This is a genomic window from Sphingosinithalassobacter sp. CS137 (assembly GCF_014334115.1).
Lineage (GTDB): Bacteria > Pseudomonadota > Alphaproteobacteria > Sphingomonadales > Sphingomonadaceae > Sphingomonas.
This window is the reverse complement of sequence record NZ_CP060494.1, coordinates 232,651-249,902: the sequence shown is the minus strand read 5'-3', so window position 1 is coordinate 249,902 and position 17,252 is coordinate 232,651. Positions and strand designations below refer to the sequence as shown.

At 67.3% G+C, this 17,252-nt stretch carries 12 protein-coding genes; 4 read left to right on the top strand and 8 right to left on the bottom strand.

Annotated elements, in window-relative coordinates:
• Positions 1–19: 19 nt before the first annotated feature.
• From H7V21_RS01175 to H7V21_RS01165, 3 genes are read right to left on the bottom strand one after another with little or no spacing between them, the layout of a single operon-like run.
• Positions 20–1,531, bottom strand: a complete 1,512-nt coding sequence (locus H7V21_RS01175; protein ID WP_188054830.1) for a flavin-containing monooxygenase — start codon at positions 1,529–1,531, stop codon at positions 20–22.
• Between the two features lie 55 nt (positions 1,532–1,586).
• Complete coding sequence (locus H7V21_RS01170) at positions 1,587–5,849, bottom strand: translocation/assembly module TamB domain-containing protein (RefSeq protein WP_188054829.1); 4,263 nt, start codon at positions 5,847–5,849, stop codon at positions 1,587–1,589.
• Entirely contained in the window at positions 5,849–8,011 is a 2,163-nt protein-coding gene (locus tag H7V21_RS01165) for an autotransporter assembly complex protein TamA (RefSeq protein ID WP_262503949.1), read from the bottom strand. Before H7V21_RS01165 ends, H7V21_RS01170 begins: the two co-directional genes overlap by 1 nt.
• Positions 8,012–8,198: 187 nt before the next feature.
• Here H7V21_RS01165 and H7V21_RS01160 point away from each other — a divergent pair, with 187 nt between their 5' ends.
• Complete coding sequence (locus H7V21_RS01160; RefSeq protein WP_262503948.1) at positions 8,199–9,203, top strand: YihY/virulence factor BrkB family protein; 1,005 nt, start codon at positions 8,199–8,201, stop codon at positions 9,201–9,203.
• A 10-nt stretch (positions 9,204–9,213) separates the two neighbouring features.
• Here H7V21_RS01160 and H7V21_RS01155 read toward each other — a convergent pair whose 3' ends face one another.
• A complete protein-coding gene (locus H7V21_RS01155; RefSeq protein ID WP_188054827.1) occupies positions 9,214–11,316 on the bottom strand; it encodes a malate synthase G in 2,103 nt (700 codons plus the stop codon).
• Between the two features lie 76 nt (positions 11,317–11,392).
• The gene (locus H7V21_RS01150; RefSeq protein WP_188054826.1) at positions 11,393–11,848 is read right to left on the bottom strand and encodes a MarR family winged helix-turn-helix transcriptional regulator; all 456 of its coding nucleotides are present in this window, start codon (positions 11,846–11,848) and stop codon (positions 11,393–11,395) included.
• Between the two features lie 134 nt (positions 11,849–11,982).
• Here H7V21_RS01150 and gntA point away from each other — a divergent pair, with 134 nt between their 5' ends.
• Positions 11,983–12,681 carry a guanitoxin biosynthesis heme-dependent pre-guanitoxin N-hydroxylase GntA gene (gene gntA, locus H7V21_RS01145; protein ID WP_188054825.1) on the top strand — a complete coding sequence of 233 codons (699 nt, stop codon included), beginning with the start codon at positions 11,983–11,985 and terminating at the stop codon, positions 12,679–12,681.
• The gene (locus tag H7V21_RS01140; RefSeq protein WP_188054824.1) at positions 12,630–13,265 is read left to right on the top strand and encodes a DUF1989 domain-containing protein; all 636 of its coding nucleotides are present in this window, start codon (positions 12,630–12,632) and stop codon (positions 13,263–13,265) included. Before gntA ends, H7V21_RS01140 begins: the two co-directional genes overlap by 52 nt.
• A gap of 173 nt (positions 13,266–13,438) precedes the next feature.
• Here the strand turns inward: H7V21_RS01140 and H7V21_RS01135 are convergent, their stop codons facing one another.
• From H7V21_RS01135 to H7V21_RS01125, 3 genes are read right to left on the bottom strand one after another with little or no spacing between them, the layout of a single operon-like run.
• Positions 13,439–14,848 carry a coniferyl aldehyde dehydrogenase gene (locus H7V21_RS01135; RefSeq protein ID WP_188054823.1) on the bottom strand — a complete coding sequence of 470 codons (1,410 nt, stop codon included), beginning with the start codon at positions 14,846–14,848 and terminating at the stop codon, positions 13,439–13,441.
• Complete coding sequence (locus H7V21_RS01130) at positions 14,845–15,660, bottom strand: prepilin peptidase (protein ID WP_188054822.1); 816 nt, start codon at positions 15,658–15,660, stop codon at positions 14,845–14,847. Before H7V21_RS01130 ends, H7V21_RS01135 begins: the two co-directional genes overlap by 4 nt.
• On the bottom strand, positions 15,653–15,913 hold the full coding sequence (locus H7V21_RS01125; RefSeq protein WP_188054821.1) for a hypothetical protein: 261 nt from the start codon (positions 15,911–15,913) through the stop codon (positions 15,653–15,655). Before H7V21_RS01125 ends, H7V21_RS01130 begins: the two co-directional genes overlap by 8 nt.
• A 96-nt stretch (positions 15,914–16,009) precedes the next feature.
• Between H7V21_RS01125 and H7V21_RS01120 the strand changes: the two genes are divergently transcribed.
• The gene (locus H7V21_RS01120; RefSeq protein WP_188054820.1) at positions 16,010–17,197 is read left to right on the top strand and encodes an acetyl-CoA C-acyltransferase; all 1,188 of its coding nucleotides are present in this window, start codon (positions 16,010–16,012) and stop codon (positions 17,195–17,197) included.
• Positions 17,198–17,252 lie beyond the last annotated feature (55 nt).

The following is a 17,252-nucleotide window of genomic DNA, read 5'->3' as shown; positions in this document are numbered from 1 at the left end:
GGCCCGGCAGCCCGAGGGTTCAAACCGTTTCCGCGGCGCGCTCGCCGGGCTCGCGCACGGGCTTGTCGGTACGGCGACCCGGCGCGGGATTGCTGAACTCCATTTCCGCGTCCATCGACCCGAAGCGCAGCGCCAGCAGGTCGCGGCTATAATTCTGGTGCACCTGCCATGGCTGCCGATTGCCCTGCTTGGGGAATTTCGGCAGCCCGCGCTGGACATAGCCCGAGCTGAAATCGAGCAGCGGCTGCTCTTCCACCGGCGCCTTCAGCCGGGGCGTCACCTGCCGCAGCCCGCGCTTCTTCATCGCGTTGAGCAGCCGACAGACATAGCCGCAGGTCAGATCCACCTTCAGCGTCCAGGATGCGTTGGTATAGCCGAAGGAGGAGGCGAGGTTCGGAATGTCCGAATACATCATTCCCTTGTAGTTCAGGGACTTCGATGGATCGACCGGCGTTCCGTCGATGCTGAGCGGAATGTCGCTCATCAGCTGCATCTCCAGCCCGGTCGCGGTCACGACCAGATCGGCCTCGAGCACCTCGCCCGAGCTCAGCCGGATCCCCTCCTTCACGAACCGGTCGATCGTGCCGGTCACGACCGAGGCCGTTCCGCTGCGGATCGCGTCGAACATGTCGGCATCGGGCACCAGGCACAGCCGCTGGTCCCAGGGATTGTAGCGCGGCGTGAAATGCGTGCCCGTGTCATAGTCGGGGCCCAGATGCTCCTGCACCATCTGGATCAGCCGCTCCTTCGCCTTTTCCGGATGCCTGCGCATCGCGCGGTAGAAATATTGCTGAAGCAGCACATTCTTCCACCGCGTGATCGCATAAGCGGTCTTGTCGGGCAGCCAGCGGCGCAGCCAGTTCGCGACTGCATCTTTCGACGGGCGCGAGACGACATAGGTGGGCGAGCGCTGGAGCATCGTCACATGCGCCGCATCGCGCGCCAGTTCGGGCACCAGCGTCACTGCCGTCGCGCCGCTGCCGATCACGGTCACGCGCTTGCCCGAATAGTCGACGTCCTCGCCCCAGAATTGCGGATGGACGATGCGCCCGGCGAAGTCCTGCACGCCTTCCCAATCAGGCGTGTAGCCACGATCATAGTTGTAATAGCCGGTGCACATGAAGAGGAAGCGGCAGCAGAAGCGCACTTCCTCGCGCTCCGGCCCCTTCTCGGCGACCACCCTCCACACCGCTTCGTCGGTCGACCAGTCGGCGCGTACCACGCGGTGCTGCGTGCGGATGTGCCGGTCGATCGCGAATTCGCGCGCCGTATCCTCGATATAGTCGAGGATGGCAGGACCGTCGGCGATCGACTTCGCCGCGGTCCAGGGCCGGAACGAATAGCCCAGCGTGTGCATGTCGGAATCGGAGCGGACGCCGGGATAGCGAAACAGATCCCAGGTGCCGCCGATCCGGTCGCGCCCCTCCAGCACCACATAGCTGCGGTCGGGGCATTTGTCCTGCAGGTGATAGCCGGCGCCCACGCCGGATATTCCTGCGCCCACGACCACGACGTCGAAATATTCGCTCATGCGCCCTCTCCGCGAACGACTATTCCAGTTTCGGTCGCAGATCGCAACGGATCGATCAGTAATCCTTCGAATAGCGGAGGCTGACGCTCGACCCTCCGAACGAGCCGGTCTGCGAAAGCAGGCTCAGCGCGCGGGTGAGCGCGATTTCGAGCTGCGTAGCGGTGAAGCCGCGCGCGTCGGTGATGATCTCGACATAGATGTCGTCGGTCAGATACTGGCCCGCCGCCAGTGCCGTTCCGCGACCGCTCACTTCGTCCGCGCCCAGGATTCGCAGCCGATCGATCCCCGCCGCCTGACGCAGCTCGCCCAGCGGGTTGAGCCCGCCGCCGGTCCCGCGCAGCGAATTGAGCGCCGCGGCGAGCTGGATCGCTTCGGTGGCCGACAGGTTCGTCACCGAACTTCCGAACAACAGCCGCGCCAGCACTTCGTCCTGCGGCAGGGTCGGCGATGAAGTGAAGGCGACGTCCGGCTGCTGCGCCGTACCGGTCACCCGGATGATCGCCGTGATCCCCTCCGCCGTCGTGCTCGCCGAAATGTTCAGCGTCGGATTGGCGAGCCGATCGCCGACGAAGTCGACACGGCTGGTGTTCTCATTCAGCTCGAAGCGCCGCCCGGCGAAGGAGTAGGTGCCCTGCACCACTTGCGCATAGCCGCCGATGTTCGGGTTCGTGGCCGTGCCTTCGACGGTGATCCGGGCGCCCCATTCGGATTCCAGACCCATGCCGGAGACGAACAACCGATTATCCGCGTTAACGACGAGGTTGAGCCGGATCTCGTGCTCGGGCACCGGCTGGCGTTCGTTCCTCGCATATGCCTGGTCGGCATCGCCGCCGTTCCGCCGCCGCACGCCTTCCAGCTCGGCGACCTCTGCTGAACCCTGGCGGATGATCCGGTACCTGGCTTCGGGGATCGTCAGTTCGCCGCGAACCAATGCGAAGTCGGCGTTGTTCGTCACTTCGACCCAGCCGTTCGCTTCGGCGGCCAGCGCGTCGCTCCGCGCCAGCGTGGCGTTCTCGAACTCGGCGCGCACCCGCAGCGGGAAACCTTCGTCGGCGGCAAGGCTGATCCGCCCGTTGGCCGTCACGCTGCCTTCGCCCGCACGTGCCCGCAGCTCGTTCAGCACCAGCTGGTCGTCGGTGAACCGGCCCTCGAGCCGCATGTTCGTCAGCCGCGTGCCATAGGTCTCGTTCTCGTAGGTGAGATTGTTCGCGCGCACGACGCCGGCGAGTTCGGGCGCGCGCACCCGGCCCGAGAAATTGGCCGCGACTCCGATCGGTCCGCGCAGCGTCTGGTCCGGCAGTCCGGCGAGCGAGAACAGCACGCCCGCGGGCCCGTTGTAGCGGATGCCGCCCGATAGCGGCGCCGCCATCAGCCGCTCGCGCCACGGGCCGGCGCCCGGCGGCAGCGGCCGTAGCGTCGCGATCACGCGCCCCACCGTCGTGGTGCCGCGCTTGATCAGCGCGCGCGCATCGCCGCCGTCGGGAAGCAGCTTGCCGACGAAGGTGATGTCCACCGCTTCGGATACGGTCGACAGGCTCGAGCGCGTGAAGTCGTCGATCTCGAGCCGCGCATCGGCGCGAGGGAACGTCGCCGGGTCCGGCTGCGCGAAGTCGAGGCTCCCGGTCGCCGTACCGCCGATGCCCAGACCGGGCACGAAGCCGTTGACGACCGACAGATCGAGTTCGTCGAGCCGTGCCTGGAGCACCAGTCCATTGCCGTAACGGCCGGCGATCCGGGCCGATCCTTGATCGAAGACGAGCCGCGTGGGTTGCAGCCGATAGCTGTCGTCGGTCAGCAGGATACGCGCGGGATCGTCGGTGCGGAACGCCACGCCGCTTGCCGATCCGCGCAGTGCGACCAGCCACTGGTCGGGAGCGAGCCGGGCGTTGGCCGCGATGCTGAACGGCACGCCGGTCGCGCCGCGCGCCACCAACTGCGCGGTTCCGCTGCCGCCTTCGTAGTTCACGCGCACCCGCGCCGCCTCGATCGTCAGCTGTCCGGTCGAAAGGTTGGCAATCTGCGCATCCCCGGACACTTGCGGCGTCTCGGTAAGCAGCACCGTCGCATCGATGATCGCGCGCCCGACGCGCAGATTGGCGACGCCCGGAATGCGCGCGTTGTTCGCCCGCGCGGTGATCGCCGCACGCTGCACGCCGCTCTGGGAAGCAAGCTCGGCCCGACCCTGCACGCCCGATCCGGCGAAGCGCAGCGTTCCGGCGAACGGACCGGCGGGCGTCTGACGGATCTGCCCGTCGATGTCCATGCCGGCGAAGCGCGCGCTGCGCACGTCGATCGCCAGCGTGTCGCCGGTCCGCACCAGTACATCGGCGTTGAACGGGCCGTAATCGGTCTCGCCGCTCGCCTCGACGGCATAGGCGCCGCCGTTGCCGCGCACCCGCGCGGTGAGCCCGGCCAGACCGACGCCGAGCCCCGGCCGCGGCGCGCGCAGCAGCACCTCCGGCTGCGCCAGCGAACCCGTCACCCGCGCGGCGAGCGGACCATATTGCTCCGAATAGGCATCGGCATTCAGCAGCAGCGCGCCGCCCGGCGCATAGCGCCCGGAGCCCGAGGTGATGCGGAATTCGGGTGCCCGCAGCCGCAGCTGGTCGAAGGTGATGACGCCTTCGGGATCGAAGCCGAGCCGCAGCGACGCGACTGCGTTTCCGCCCAGGAAATTGCGGATGCCGTCGCTGTAGATCCGCTGCGAACGTCCCGCGATCTGGCCGCGGATGCCCCAGCCGCCGCCGGGAGCCGCATACAGCTCGGCGTCGGTGGTGACGCTCACCACGCCGATGCCGTCGATCTGATAGTCGTTGATCCTGCCCTTCAGCGCGCCGGTATAGCGGCCTTCGCTGATGTCGGCGGCGACGATCGCGGTCGCGTTTACCCGGTCGGAAAGGATGCGCAGATTGTCGGACAGGATCTGGTCGCCGGTGATGGCGATATCGCCCTGCAGCGCCACGTCGGCGATCGGCCCTCCCGCCACGGCGTCGAGCCCGGTGATCCGCCCCGCCCGCGCCCGTACCGGGATCAGGATGCGCTCGGCATCCACCCGCGCCTGACCCTCGGCATAGAGTTGCCGCACGACCGTATCGCCAAATCCCAGCGCCCCTGCCTGCAGCTTGTAGTCGACCACGGGCGTGCCGAACGCGCCGTCGAGCGCCACCGTGGCGCGCACCGACTGGCCGACCAGATTGGGCGCGATCGCGCCGGGGGTCAGCAGCAGGCCGTCCACCCGGAAGTCCTCGAACCGGCTGCGATCGAGGTTGATCTTCCCCGCCGCCGCCAGCGACAGCGCATCCGATCGCAGCTGCACGCGTGTATCCGCGATCATTTCGTCGATCGCCGCGACGATCGCGACGTTCACCTGCGGCGCAGTCAGCCGCTCGACCGCGCCTTCCAGCACCAGCCCGGGGCGCACTGCCCCGCCGATACGGAAGGTGCCATCCTGCGCCGCGAGGTTCAGCATGGCGAAGCGTTGGCCGCCCAGCGTGCTGGCAAGCCGCCCTGCCCACGCCTCCCAGCTTCCGTCTCCCCGGACGGAGAGTTCGAGCGGCTGATCGATCCCGGCGAGGCCCGCGACGAGCCCTTCGGCGGGAGCATCCAGCTGCACGTCGAGATCGAGCTGATTCGCTTCGGGCACAGCGTCGAGGATCAGCGCCAGCCGGTCTCCGCCGGCCATCCCGGGCGCGGCGAGCGTGGCGCCCTCGGCGCGGATCTGCGCCCGGCCATCGTCGATATGCGCGCTTCCCTCCAGCCGGGCGACATGCCGCCTGCCGGTCACTGCCTCGCCCACGATCAGCCGACCGATCGAAAGCGCATCGATGTCGATGTCGATGTTCGGCAGCAGCGGCGCATCCGGATCGCGCGGCTCCTCGCTCGGGATCAGTTCGGGCAGCCGCTCGAGCCGGATTTCCGGACTGGTGAGCCGGTCGATATCGAGATGATTGGAAAGCAGCGCGAACGGCTGCCAGTCGAGCGTGATCCGCTCGGCGCTGGCGAACGTCCCCTCGGGATCCTGCACCGCCACATTATGCAGCACCATCTCGCCGTAGATCGACCCGTCGATCCGCCCGATCTTGATGTTGAGACCCGATGCGAGCGTCAGATTGCTGAGCCGATCGGCGACGAACTGGCGCCCGAACGGCGTGTTGACCAGCAGCAGCAGCGCACCGACCAGCACGACCACGCCGCCGGCGACGATGCCGATCCACTTCGCCACCCGCTGCCAGAGCGGACGCTTGTCGACATCATGCTCCTCGCCCGCGGTGTCGTCGGGGGCTCGCTCGGGTGCATCATGAACTTGGGTGTCGGTCATCAGAAGGCCTGCCCGATCGAGATATAGAGGGCGACCTTCGGCTCGCCTTCGCGGCGGTTCAGCGGTGTCGCCACATCGACGCGCAGCGGACCGAAATTGGTGTAGAACCGCCCGCCGATGCCCACGCCGAAGCGCAGATCCTGCCCCTGGGGGTAGATGGTCTCATAGACCTGCCCCGCGTCGATGAACGGCACGATCCCGAAATTGCCGAAGCGATAGCGCGCCTCGAGCGAGAATTCGTTGAGGCTGCGCCCGCCGATCGGTCGCCCGTCGGGCGCGAGCGGGCCAAGCTCCTGATAGCCGAAGCCGCGCACCGATCCGCCGCCGCCGGCGTACATGCGGCGCGAGGGCGGCAGGTCGTTGCGATCGATCCCCGGAATAGTGCCGACCCGCGCACGGCCGGCGATCACCAGATCGTCGCTCACCGGATAATAGGCGGTGCCCTCCAGCAGCACCCGGGCATAGGGCCGCGCCGCCCCGCGCACCGAGGTTTCGGGGCTCACGTTCAGCTTGATGCGAAAGCCGCGCGTGGGGTTCAGAAGGTCGTCCGACGTATCGAAGCCGACGAAGGCGGGCAGCGCACCGATCAGCCACGTTCCGCGATCGCGCCGGCCGAGATCGAAATTATACCGGTCCTCGTTGGTCCCGACGATCTCGAAGCCGTAATAATAGGTCCAGCGCTTCTGCCAGATCGGCGTCGATTCGAACGCGATCCGGCCGGCGAAGGTGCCGGTGTAGCTTTCGAATGCCTCATAGTCGCTGTGATTGGCCTCGAGCCGCAGCGAAACCGTGCGATCGCGCCGCCCCGCGTTCGAGCGGCGAAAAACCAGCGAAAGCCCCTGTTCCTGCGTGCCCGCCACTCCGCCTGCGATCAGCGCGCCTTCGGGCGGGAAGAGGTTGCGGTGCGTCCAGCTCCCCTCCACCCGCAGGCCCTGCCCGGTGTTGTACCCGGCCTCGGCCGCGAGCGTGCGCGGCGGCCCGGCATCCTGCCGGACGAGCAGATGGACATATTCGGTCCCGTTCGGCGCTTCCTCGCCGGTCCGCTGCGCCTCGACCGAGACGGTCGAGAACAGCCCCGTCGCGATCAGCGCCTCGCGAAGATCGTCCACCTTGCGGCTGTCGTACAGTTCGCCGCGCTCGAATCGCGCCAGCGTCCGCACGTGCTCGGCCCCGAACGCCAGCTCGGATTCCTCGGAGGCCGGCTCGGTCGAGATCCCGTTGAACGAGACACGCGGCCCCAGATTGACCGGAAGGGTATAGGCGCCGGTGTGAGTCTCGCCGTCGAGCAGGATGTCGCGCTCGAGCAGTTCGATGAACGGATAGCCCTGCTGCGGCAATCGCAGGCTGACGTTCGCCTCCGCCGCCTTTACGCGAACCGCGTCGATCGGATCGCCTGCTTCGAGCGGCAGCGCCTCGTCGATCAGTCCCGGCGGTTCGGTGGGGGCACTGTCGATACGGACCGAACCCAGCCGATAGAGCGGGCCGGGTTCGACGTTCAGCCGCACGCGCAGCCGGCTCGGCTGCTCGGGGTCCTGGACGACCGATGCGGTCGCGGTGCCGTCGTAATAGCCTTCCGCCTGCAGCAATCGGGTCGCGAGATTCTCGTCCTCGCGCGCCCGTGCGGCTACCATCGCGGCGTTTGCCGCCTCGCCGTCGCCTTCCTCCAGCGCCGAAAGATCCTCGAAACGATCGAGCAAACCGACCTGCTCGAGTCCCTCCACGACGGTCGCATAGCGGACCTCGACTTCCTCGGCGGGATCGACGCCTTCGATTTCGCGCGGATCGACTTCGAATTCGGCCAGAGGCGTCAGCGGCTCGGCGAATTCGGGCGCTTCGTCGGCCACGGCCGGCAAGGTGCCGATCTCGCCTTCCAGCGTCCGATCCATCGCGTCGGCGGATTCGGTCGGCTCCACGACCTGCGTGTCCTCGACCACTTCGAAACGATCGATCGGCTCGAGCGGCGCGTAGAGATCGCCGCTGATCTCGGGCAGCGCTTCCTCGAATTCGGATTCGGGGATGATCGGCTCGGCATCCTGCGGCGATTCAGGCGCGACCTCGCCGGGCGCGCCCGCTTCTGCTTCCTGCCCCGCCGCATCCTGAGCCCAGGCGGCTCCCGGAAGAACCGCCGCACTCGCAATCGCCGCAACCCAAACCGCTCTCACGCCGTGACGCACGCGCCTCCTCCAGGAGCCGCGCTTTGGTTCCGGCCCTCTCGCCTCCGTAACGACCAAAGTCGCGTTTGGCTCCCCCCGGCAGCTACGGTGCGGCAAGAAATCCTTCGTATCGACAGCAGGATGCATCCCTTCCGCATCAGGCCGCGTTGACCGGCGTGACGCTAATCAGGGACGCATGATGACCGACACCACCGCTCCGCCCCCCGCGACGCACCCCGGATCCGAGTCCCGGCATCCGTGGGAACATCCCTGGCGGGCGTGGAAGTCCGTCCTGTCGCGCGTCTATTCGATGAACGGCTATCACAATCTCTCGCTGATGGCCGCGGGCGTGGCGTTCTACGCTTTTCTCTCCTTCGTTCCGCTGCTCGGCGCGATCGTCATGACCTATGGCCTGTTCGCCGATCCCGCGGCTGTCGCCCGCCATATGGAAACGATCATCGAAGCGGTTCCCGCGGATGCCGCGGGGCTGATCCAGGATCAGTTGCTCAGCGTCACCAGCACCGCCTCGTCGGAAGCGGGGCTCGGTCTCGCGATCGCGCTGCTGGTGTCGATCTATGGCGCGACGCGCGCCTCCAAGGCCGTGATGCAGGCGCTCAACGTGATCTATGAGGAAGAGGAAGGCCGCAACATCATCAAGACGACGCTTACCGCCGCCGCGATCACGGTGGGCGCGATCCTCGCCGCGCTTGTCGGCCTCTTTTCCGCCGGCGCGCTCGGCTATCTGCGCGGCGCGGTCGGCTCGCTCGGCGGTGCCGGCGTGCTGGCGGTCCAGATCGTCACCTGGCTGCTGGCGGCGGCGATCGCGAGCGCGGGCTTCGCGGCGATGTACCGCTACGGCCCCGATCGCGCCGACGCCCGCTGGCAGTGGCTGTCGATCGGTTCGGTCGCCGCGACGGTGCTGTGGCTGCTCGCCACGCTGCTGCTCGGCGTCTACACTGCCAATTTCGCCAATTACAACGCCACCTATGGCGCGCTCGGCGCCGTCGTCGTGTTGCTGATGTGGCTCTATGTCTCGGCCTATGCGGTGCTGATCGGCGCCGAGATCAATGCCGAGGCCGAACGGCAGACCAGCGCCGATTCGACCACCGGCCCGCCGCGTCCGCGGGGCCAGCGCGGCGCCACCATGGCAGACACGCTGCCCAGCAAGCGCCAGCACAAGCCCCGCCGCGATAAATACTGACCACGGGGCGTCAGCCCTCCGCCTTCAGCCGCGCGCGGAACTTGTGGAGCAGCGGCTCGGTATAGCCGTTCGGCTGCGCCACGCCCTCGAACACCAGCGCCCGCGCGGCCTGGAACGCCAGGCTTTCGTCCTCGTGTCCGGCCATCGGACGATAGGCGGGATCGCCCGAATTCTGAGCATCGACTTTCGCGGCCATGCGCCGAAGCGCCGCCTCGACATCCTCGGCGGTGGCCACGCCGTGCAGCAGCCAGTTCGCCATGTGCTGCGAGGAGATGCGCAGCGTTGCGCGGTCTTCCATCAGCCCGATGTCGTTGATGTCGGGCACCTTCGAACAGCCGACGCCCTGATCGATCCAGCGGACGACATAGCCGAGGATGCCCTGCGCATTGTTGTCGAGCTCGCGTGCCACTTCCTCCGGCGTCCAGTTGCGCCCCAGCGCCAGCGGAACGGTGAGCAGCGGCTCCAGCCCCGGCACCGCCTCGCCCGCGATATGCTTCTGCCGCTCGAACACGTCGACCTGATGATAATGCAGCGCATGCAGCGTCGCCGCGGTCGGGCTCGGCACCCAGGCGGTATTCGCGCCCGATCTGGGGTGGCCGATCTTGGCGTCCATCATGTCGGCCATACGATCGGGCGCGGCCCACATGCCCTTGCCGATCTGCGCCTTGCCCGAAAGCCCGCAGGCCAGGCCGATCCGCACGTTGCGGTCCTCATAGGCCTGGATCCAGGTCGAGGACTTCATCTCGCCCTTCGGGATCATCGGGCCCGCACGCATGCTGGTGTGGATCTCGTCGCCGGTGCGGTCGAGGAAGCCGGTGTTGATGAAGACGATGCGATCCTTCACCGCATGGATGCACGCGGCGAGATTGGCCGAGGTGCGCCGCTCCTCGTCCATCACGCCCACTTTCACCGTGTGGCGTTCGAGCCCCAGCAGATCCTCGACCGCATCGAACAGCCGATTGGTGAACCCCGCCTCTTCGGGTCCGTGCATCTTCGGCTTCACGATATAGATGCTGCCCGTGCGGCTGTTGCGCAGCTTGCCGAGGCCTCGAAGATCGTAGAGGCCGATCAGGCTGGTGACGATCGCGTCGAGAATACCCTCGGGCGCCTCGCCACCATCGGCAAGCGTCACGGCCGGCGTCGTCATCAAATGGCCGACGTTGCGCACGAACAGCAGCGAGCGGCCGGGAAGCGTGAATTCGGTTCCGTCGGGCCGGGCGTAGGTCCGGTCCTCGGCGAGCCGCCGCGTCACGCTGCGTCCGCCCTTCTCGAACGTCTCCTCCAGATCGCCGCGCATCAGCCCCAGCCAGTTGGCATAGGCGGCCGCCTTGTCCTCGGCATCGACCGCCGCGACCGAATCCTCGAGATCGACGATGGTGGTGATCGCCGCTTCAAGCAGCACGTCGGCGATGCCCGCCGGATCGTCCTTGCCGATCGGATGGTCGCGATCGATCGTCACTTCGATGTTCAAGCCGTTGTGCCGGAACAGCAGCGATTCTCCGCGCTGCCCCACGAATTGGCCCGGATCGGCAAGCGGCAGGTCGCCGCTGCGGAAATCGCTCCAGGACATGCCCTTGAGCGGCACCGCCTCGTCGAGGAACGCCTTGGCGCGGGCGATCACCTGCGCGCCGCGCCCGGGGTCATAGCCGCCCGGCTTCGCCGTGCCGGGAAGCGCATCGGTGCCGTAGAAGGCGTCGTACAGGCTTCCCCAGCGCGCATTGGCGGCGTTGAGCACGAAGCGCGCGTTGAGCACGGGGACGACGAGCTGCGGACCCGCCATCGTGGCGATCTCGGCATCGACATTCTTCGTGCCGATGGCGAACGGCTCGGGCTCGGGCACCAGATAGCCGATCTCGCGCAGGAACGCCTCCTGCGCCTTCGGATCGGCCGCGCGCTGCGGGTCCTGCGCGCTCCAGCCATCGATCTTCGCCTGCAGCGCGTCGCGCGTGGCGAGCAGCGCGCGGTTCTCGGGCACGAAGCGCTCGAAGATCGCCGCAACGCCGTTCCAGAAGTCCTCGGCGCCGAAGTCGAGGCCGGGCAGCACCTGCCCTTCGATGAACTCGGCGAGCGGCCTGGCGACCTTCAGGGTGGCGCGATCGACAGTTGCGGGCATGGGTCCTCCTGTTCGGCTTTGCATCTTTTCGGCCTGGGGAGGGCGGAACGCGCTTACGCCAGCGAGGCTCCGCCGATCAACCCCGGTCGGGCTCCACCGCTGCCGCAGCGGCCTCCAGCCGCTCGAGCATCTGGCGCAACCGTCCAAGCTCCTCGGCGCTGAACGCCTCGAAGATCTGCCGTTCCAGCTCGAGCGCCTTGGGCGCGATCTCGCGATAGAGCTGCCAGCCGGCCTCGCTGAGCGTCAGCAGGTGCGAGCGCTGGTCGGCCGGGTTGGGCGCGCGCGTCACGAGCCCCCGGTCGCCCAGCGCGATCGCGGCCCGGCTCACCGTCACCTTGTCCATATGCGTCCGGGCGCCGAGCGCCTGTTGCGTCATCGCGCCGCCCTCGGCGAGCACCGCCACGAGCCGCCATTCGGGAATACGCAGCCCGAACAGCGCCTGATAGGTGGTGGCGATCGCGTTCGACACGCGGTTCGACGCGATCGACAGGCGATAGGGAAGAAACGCGTCGAGCTTCAGCGTGTCGGCCATGGCTTCCTTGCTACGCCGAGCGGTGCGCAACGCACAACAGCCCGGTTGCGGGCGGGAACCCGGAGCCCTGCTCGCACGTAGTAGAGGCACGGTAGAGACCGAACAAAAACAGACCATTAGCCGCGAGCAACCCCATGTATCCCTGGAAGCACGAAGCGCAGGATCGACTGCAGACGATGTTGTTCGAGCATGTTCGGGCGGCGGACTTTCCCTGCGTGGGCGCCAAGGCGGCACTTGCGCGCGGCACGCTTGAAGTGCTCGCCTGCAACCGGATCGACAGCGCTTGGGACGATGTCCGCATCCATGACCGGCTGCTTCACTTCGCGCAGGAATATGCGCGCGACAGGACGCTGTTCCGCAGCTTCGCGGTCATCTTCGAAGGCCCCGGCAACTTGGATGAAGCTGCGTTCGAGACCGCGCTGTGGAAACGCGTCCAGTCGCTGTCGGACAAAGACGTCTGGCGCGGCCAGAAATATGACCCCCGCGTGAGCGCAGATCCGGAGAATCCGCATTTCTCGCTGAGCTTCGGCGGCGAGGCCTTCTTCATCGTCGGTCTGCACCCGAATGCCAGCCGCCCTGCCCGCCGGTTCGATCGTCCGGCGATGGTCTTCAACCTGCATGACCAGTTCGAAACGCTGCGCGCCGAAGGCAAATATGAAGGCATGCGCGAAAAGATCCTGGTGCGTGACGAGGCACTTGCCGGCTCGCGCAATCCGATGCTCGCGCGGCACGGCGAGCTGAGCGAGGCGCGCCAGTACAGCGGCCGCCAGGTCGGATCGGAATGGTCCTGCCCCTTTCATTATGCGGGAGACACGTCATCGACACTCAAGTGATTGCGGTGCGGAGCGGCACTGCGTTCCGGCTCGCGCGCGGCGAAACGCTGGTGGTGATCGATCCGAAGGGCGAACAGGTCGCCGATCTCCTCGCGTTCAACGCCGACGACATGGACGAAGTGATCTCGTCCGGGCGCACCCTCGACTATGCCGAGACGATCCGCCTCACCACCGGCCACAGCCTCTATTCGAACCGCTCGAACGTGCTCCTCGACATCGTCGAGGACACGGTCGGCATGCACGATTTCCTGCTGACCCCCTGCTCGGTCGATACGTTCCACCACTTCTATCCGGACCAGCCGCCGCACCGCGGCTGCTTCGGCAATCTAGCCGAGGCGCTGGAGCCCTATGGCGTCGCCCGCGATCGTATCCCGGTCGCGTTCAACTGCTTCATGAACGTCCCCGTCGACGGCGAGACCGGGCGATTGCGCGTATTGCCGCCGCTCAGCAAGGCGGGCGATCACATCAAGCTGCGCGCCGCGATGGATCTGGTGATCGGCCTCACTGCCTGTTCGGCGCCCGATTCGAACGGCGGCAGCTTCAAGCCGATTCACTACCGCATCGAACCCGCGCCCGATCCTTGAGTTGCAAAAAATGCAACGGCACCGGCATTTCTTCGCACTTGCAACATCGCGTGCTGCAGTGCACAAGAGCCGTGCCTTTCAGGCATCCTCTCCTAAACTTTTCAAAGGGCGGCCCTCGGGTCGCCCATTTTTTTGCGCTCGGCCCGTGCTGTGTCCGCACGCCGCTTCCGCTCTCAGCCCTTCATCTGGCGCTTGATCGTCGCCTGCGTCGCCTTGCCATAGGGCGGCTTCATTCCCGCCAGCTTCGCGACGTCCACCTTCGGCTGGCGGTAGAGGCTGCGCGCGTGGCTGAACGTGCGAAAGCCCGCCTCGCCGTGATAGGCGCCCATGCCTGACGGGCCGATCCCGCCGAACGGCAGCTCCTCCTGGCTGACGTGGAAGATCACGTCGTTGAGCGTCACTCCGCCGGAAATCGTGCGATCGAGCACGCGCCGCTCCTCGTCCGAATCGCTTCCGAAGTAATAGAGCGCAAGCGGCCGATCGCGACGGTTCACTTCGCCGATCGCCCCGTCGACATGCTCATAGGTCCGCACCGGCAGCACCGGGCCGAACAGTTCCTCCTGCATCACCGTCATCTCGTCGGTCGCGTTGCGGATGATGGTGAGCGGCATCTTGCGCGCGTTGGAGGCGGCGAAGTCTTCGTTGCCGGGGTTGACCGTAACGATCTCGGCGCCTTTCGCCCGCGCGTCGTCGATCCAGCCGCTCAGCCGCTCGAAATGGCGATCGTTGATGATCGCGGTATAATCCGGGTTCGCCAGCAGCGTCGGATATTGCCGCGCGGCGGCCGATTTCAGTCCCTCCACTACCGCGGCCTCGCGCTCTGCCGGCACCAGCATGTAGTCGGGCGCGAGGCAGATCTGCCCGGCGTTCATCATCTTGCCGGTCACGACTCGCTCGGTCGCCTTGTCGACATCGGCCGAGCGGCCGAGCAGCACCGGCGACTTGCCGCCCAGTTCGAGCGTCACCGGCGTCAGATTGTCGGCCGCTGCGTGCAGGATGTGGCGGCCGATGCCGGTCGCGCCGGTGAAGAGCAGATGATCGAACGGCAGCTCGGCGAACGCCTTGCCCACCTCGGGGCCGCCGCTCACGAACGCCAGTTCCTCGTCGGCGAAATAGCTCGGGCGCAGCTCCTCGAACAATGCCGCGACGACCGGCGTGAATTCGGACGTCTTGACCATCGCCCGATTGCCCGCCGCCAACACTCCGGCGAGCGGGCTCATCACCAGATTGACGGGAAAATTCCACGGCGCGATCACCCCGACCACGCCCTTGGGCTGATATTCCACCCATGCCCTGGCGCCGAACAGGCCGAGCGGGAAGAGCACCGGCTTCTTGTCGCGCTTCGCCCATTTCTCCAGATGCTTGCGCGCATGCGCCAGCGGCGCCACCGAGGCGGCGATGTCGGTGATCATCGATTGCTCGCGGCTGCGATGGCCGAAATCCTCCGACAGCGCCTCGCAGAAGCGCCCGGCATTGTCGCGCACCATCGCGATCGCCCGCGCGAGCCGATCCTTGCGGACCTCCAGCGTTACCGGCAGCTCCGCATCGAAGGCGGCGCGCTGCCGCTCGAGAATGTCCTTCATCGCACTTCCCCCTGTGGGACCAGCAGGATCACCGGCCCTGCGGGCCTTGTTGCATAGTCCAGCGTCGTGCCGACCCAAAACGTCCACGCCGAAATCGCCAGCAGCACGCCCAGCGGCACCCGATCGGTCGAACGCATCCTGCGCCCGCCGAGCCGAAACGCAAGCACCGCGGCCAGACCGATCAGGCACGCGATCAGCAATACCGGCGCCAGCGCCTGCCAGCCGAGCCACAACCCGATCGCGCCGAACAGCTTCGGGTCGCCTCCCCCCAGCCCTTCGCGCCGCCGCAGCGCGCGATAGGCGAGCCGGACGATCTGGAGCGACGCATAGCCCGCGGCGCCGCCGAGCAGCCGGGCATCGAGCGGCGGTCCATGCGGAGGCAGGTGCAGCAGTCCGGTGGCGACTCCGCCAAGCGCAAGCGCGCCGGTGAGCTCGTTCGGAAGCCAGAAGGCGGCGAGGTCGATCGTCCCCAGCGCGAGCAGCAGCCAGCCGAAGAGCGCCCCCGCCGCTCCTTCCCATCCGGGCGCGAGCAGCCCCGCGGCGATGCCGATCGCGCCGCCGGCAAGCTCGACGATCAGATGACCGGGCGCGATTGCGGCGCCGCAGCTGCGACAGCGCCCGCGCTGCACCAGATAGCTCGCCACCGGCACCAGCTCGTGCGCCTTCAGCGTCGCGCCGCACGCGTCGCACATCGATCGTCCGGAAAGCGCCGAACGCCCTTGGGGCCAGCGGATCGCCACCGTCGCGATGAAACTGCCGAACACCAGCCCCAGCACGCCGAGCAGAAGCGGCCAGGCAATTGCCTCATCCATCGGCGTGCGGCGGCTTCTTGCGGATCAGATAGCGATAGACTCCGAAGATGTTGATCGCGAACAGCACCAGATTCTGCGAGAGCAGCGGCGGATCGTCCGAAAGGAGCGCACCGGCGATCCAGGCAATGCTGGAGGCGACGAACAACAGAAAGCCGAAGCCGATGACTCGGCGGCCGAGGTCGAGCGACACCATGAAAGCGGCGATCATTCCGCTGATCGAGGCAAACCATTTGAGTATTTCGACGAGCGGCATCGGAACCCTTTCGCATCGTTCATGCGGGCGCCGAGCGGCTTTTGCAAACCGGCCCCGACGTCCCTAGATCGCGTGCAAACCCGCGAAGGAGCAAACATGTCCACCGATCCCGTCGTCATCGCTTCCTATGCCCGCACGCCCATGGGCAGCTTTCAGGGCTGCCTCACCGGCGCCAGCGCCACCGATCTCGGCGCGACGGCGGTTGGCGCGGCGGTCGAGCGCGCGGGTCTGAAGGGCGAGGCGGTGGACCGGATCTACATGGGCTGCGTGCTGCCCGCCGGCCTCGGCCAGGCCCCTGCCCGCCAGGCGGCGATCCGCGCCGGCCTGCCCGATCATATCGAAGGCACGACGGTCAACAAGATGTGCGGATCGGGGATGCAGGCGGCGATCATGGCCGCCGATACGCTTGGTGCGGGTTCGGCCGACATCGTGATCGCGGGCGGCATGGAGAGCATGACCAACGCCCCCTATCTCTCGATGCGCCACCGCGGCGGGGCCCGGATCGGCCACGACGTGCTGAAGGACCACATGTATCTCGACGGGCTCGAGGACGCCTATGAGCCCGGCAAGCTGATGGGCGCCTTCGCCGAGGAAACGGCGCGCGAATATCAGTTCACGCGCGAGGCGCAGGACGATTATGCGATCGAATCGCTCACCCGCGCGCAACAGGCGCAGAAATCGGGCGCGTTCGATCGCGAGATCGTTCCCGTCGAGGTGCAGGGCCGCAAGGGCAGCACCACCGTGAGCCTCGACGAACAGCCCTCGCGCGGCGACGTTGCGCGGATTCCCACGCTCAAGCCGGCCTTTTCCAAGGATGGCACGATCACGGCCGCCAACGCCTCCTCGATCTCCGACGGCGCCGCAGCACTGGTGCTGACTCGCGCTAGCATCGCCGAGAAATACGGGCTCGATCCGGTCGCCCGCGTCGTCGCGCATGCCGCGCACGCCCATGCGCCCGCGCGCTTCACCACCGCGCCGGTGTTCGCGATGCGCAAGGCGCTCGAAAAGGCGGGGTGGGAGATCGGCGACGTCGATCTGTTCGAAGTCAACGAGGCCTTCGCCGCTGTTGCGATGATCGCGATGCGCGATCTTTCGATCCCGCACGACGTGCTCAACATCCATGGCGGCGCCTGTGCGCTCGGCCATCCGATCGGCGCCAGCGGCGCGCGGGTGCTCACCACCCTGCTGTCGGCACTCGAGGGCGCCGGCCAGAAGCGCGGCCTGGCCTCGCTCTGCATCGGCGGCGGCGAAGCGACGGCCATGGCAGTGGAAATGCTGCGCTGAGGCGCCTGGCCGGGGCGGTGCCACTGTCGCCTGAAGCGAACATGCCCTAGGCACC

Excerpts from the sequence above, each read along its gene's own strand:
- H7V21_RS01175 (WP_188054830.1), bottom strand. The coding sequence starts at position 1,531 with ATGAGCGAATATTTCGACGTCGTGGTCGTGGGCGCAGGAATATCCGGC.
- H7V21_RS01170 (WP_188054829.1), bottom strand. The coding sequence starts at position 5,849 with ATGACCGACACCCAAGTTCATGATGCACCCGAGCGAGCCCCCGACGAC.
- H7V21_RS01160 (WP_262503948.1), top strand. The coding sequence starts at position 8,199 with ATGATGACCGACACCACCGCTCCGCCCCCCGCGACGCACCCCGGATCC.
- H7V21_RS01155 (WP_188054827.1), bottom strand. The coding sequence starts at position 11,316 with ATGCCCGCAACTGTCGATCGCGCCACCCTGAAGGTCGCCAGGCCGCTC.
- H7V21_RS01150 (WP_188054826.1), bottom strand. The coding sequence starts at position 11,848 with ATGGCCGACACGCTGAAGCTCGACGCGTTTCTTCCCTATCGCCTGTCG.
- gntA (WP_188054825.1), top strand. The coding sequence starts at position 11,983 with ATGTATCCCTGGAAGCACGAAGCGCAGGATCGACTGCAGACGATGTTG.
- H7V21_RS01140 (WP_188054824.1), top strand. The coding sequence starts at position 12,630 with ATGGTCCTGCCCCTTTCATTATGCGGGAGACACGTCATCGACACTCAA.
- H7V21_RS01135 (WP_188054823.1), bottom strand. The coding sequence starts at position 14,848 with ATGAAGGACATTCTCGAGCGGCAGCGCGCCGCCTTCGATGCGGAGCTG.
- H7V21_RS01130 (WP_188054822.1), bottom strand. The coding sequence starts at position 15,660 with ATGGATGAGGCAATTGCCTGGCCGCTTCTGCTCGGCGTGCTGGGGCTG.
- H7V21_RS01125 (WP_188054821.1), bottom strand. The coding sequence starts at position 15,913 with ATGCCGCTCGTCGAAATACTCAAATGGTTTGCCTCGATCAGCGGAATG.
- H7V21_RS01120 (WP_188054820.1), top strand. The coding sequence starts at position 16,010 with ATGTCCACCGATCCCGTCGTCATCGCTTCCTATGCCCGCACGCCCATG.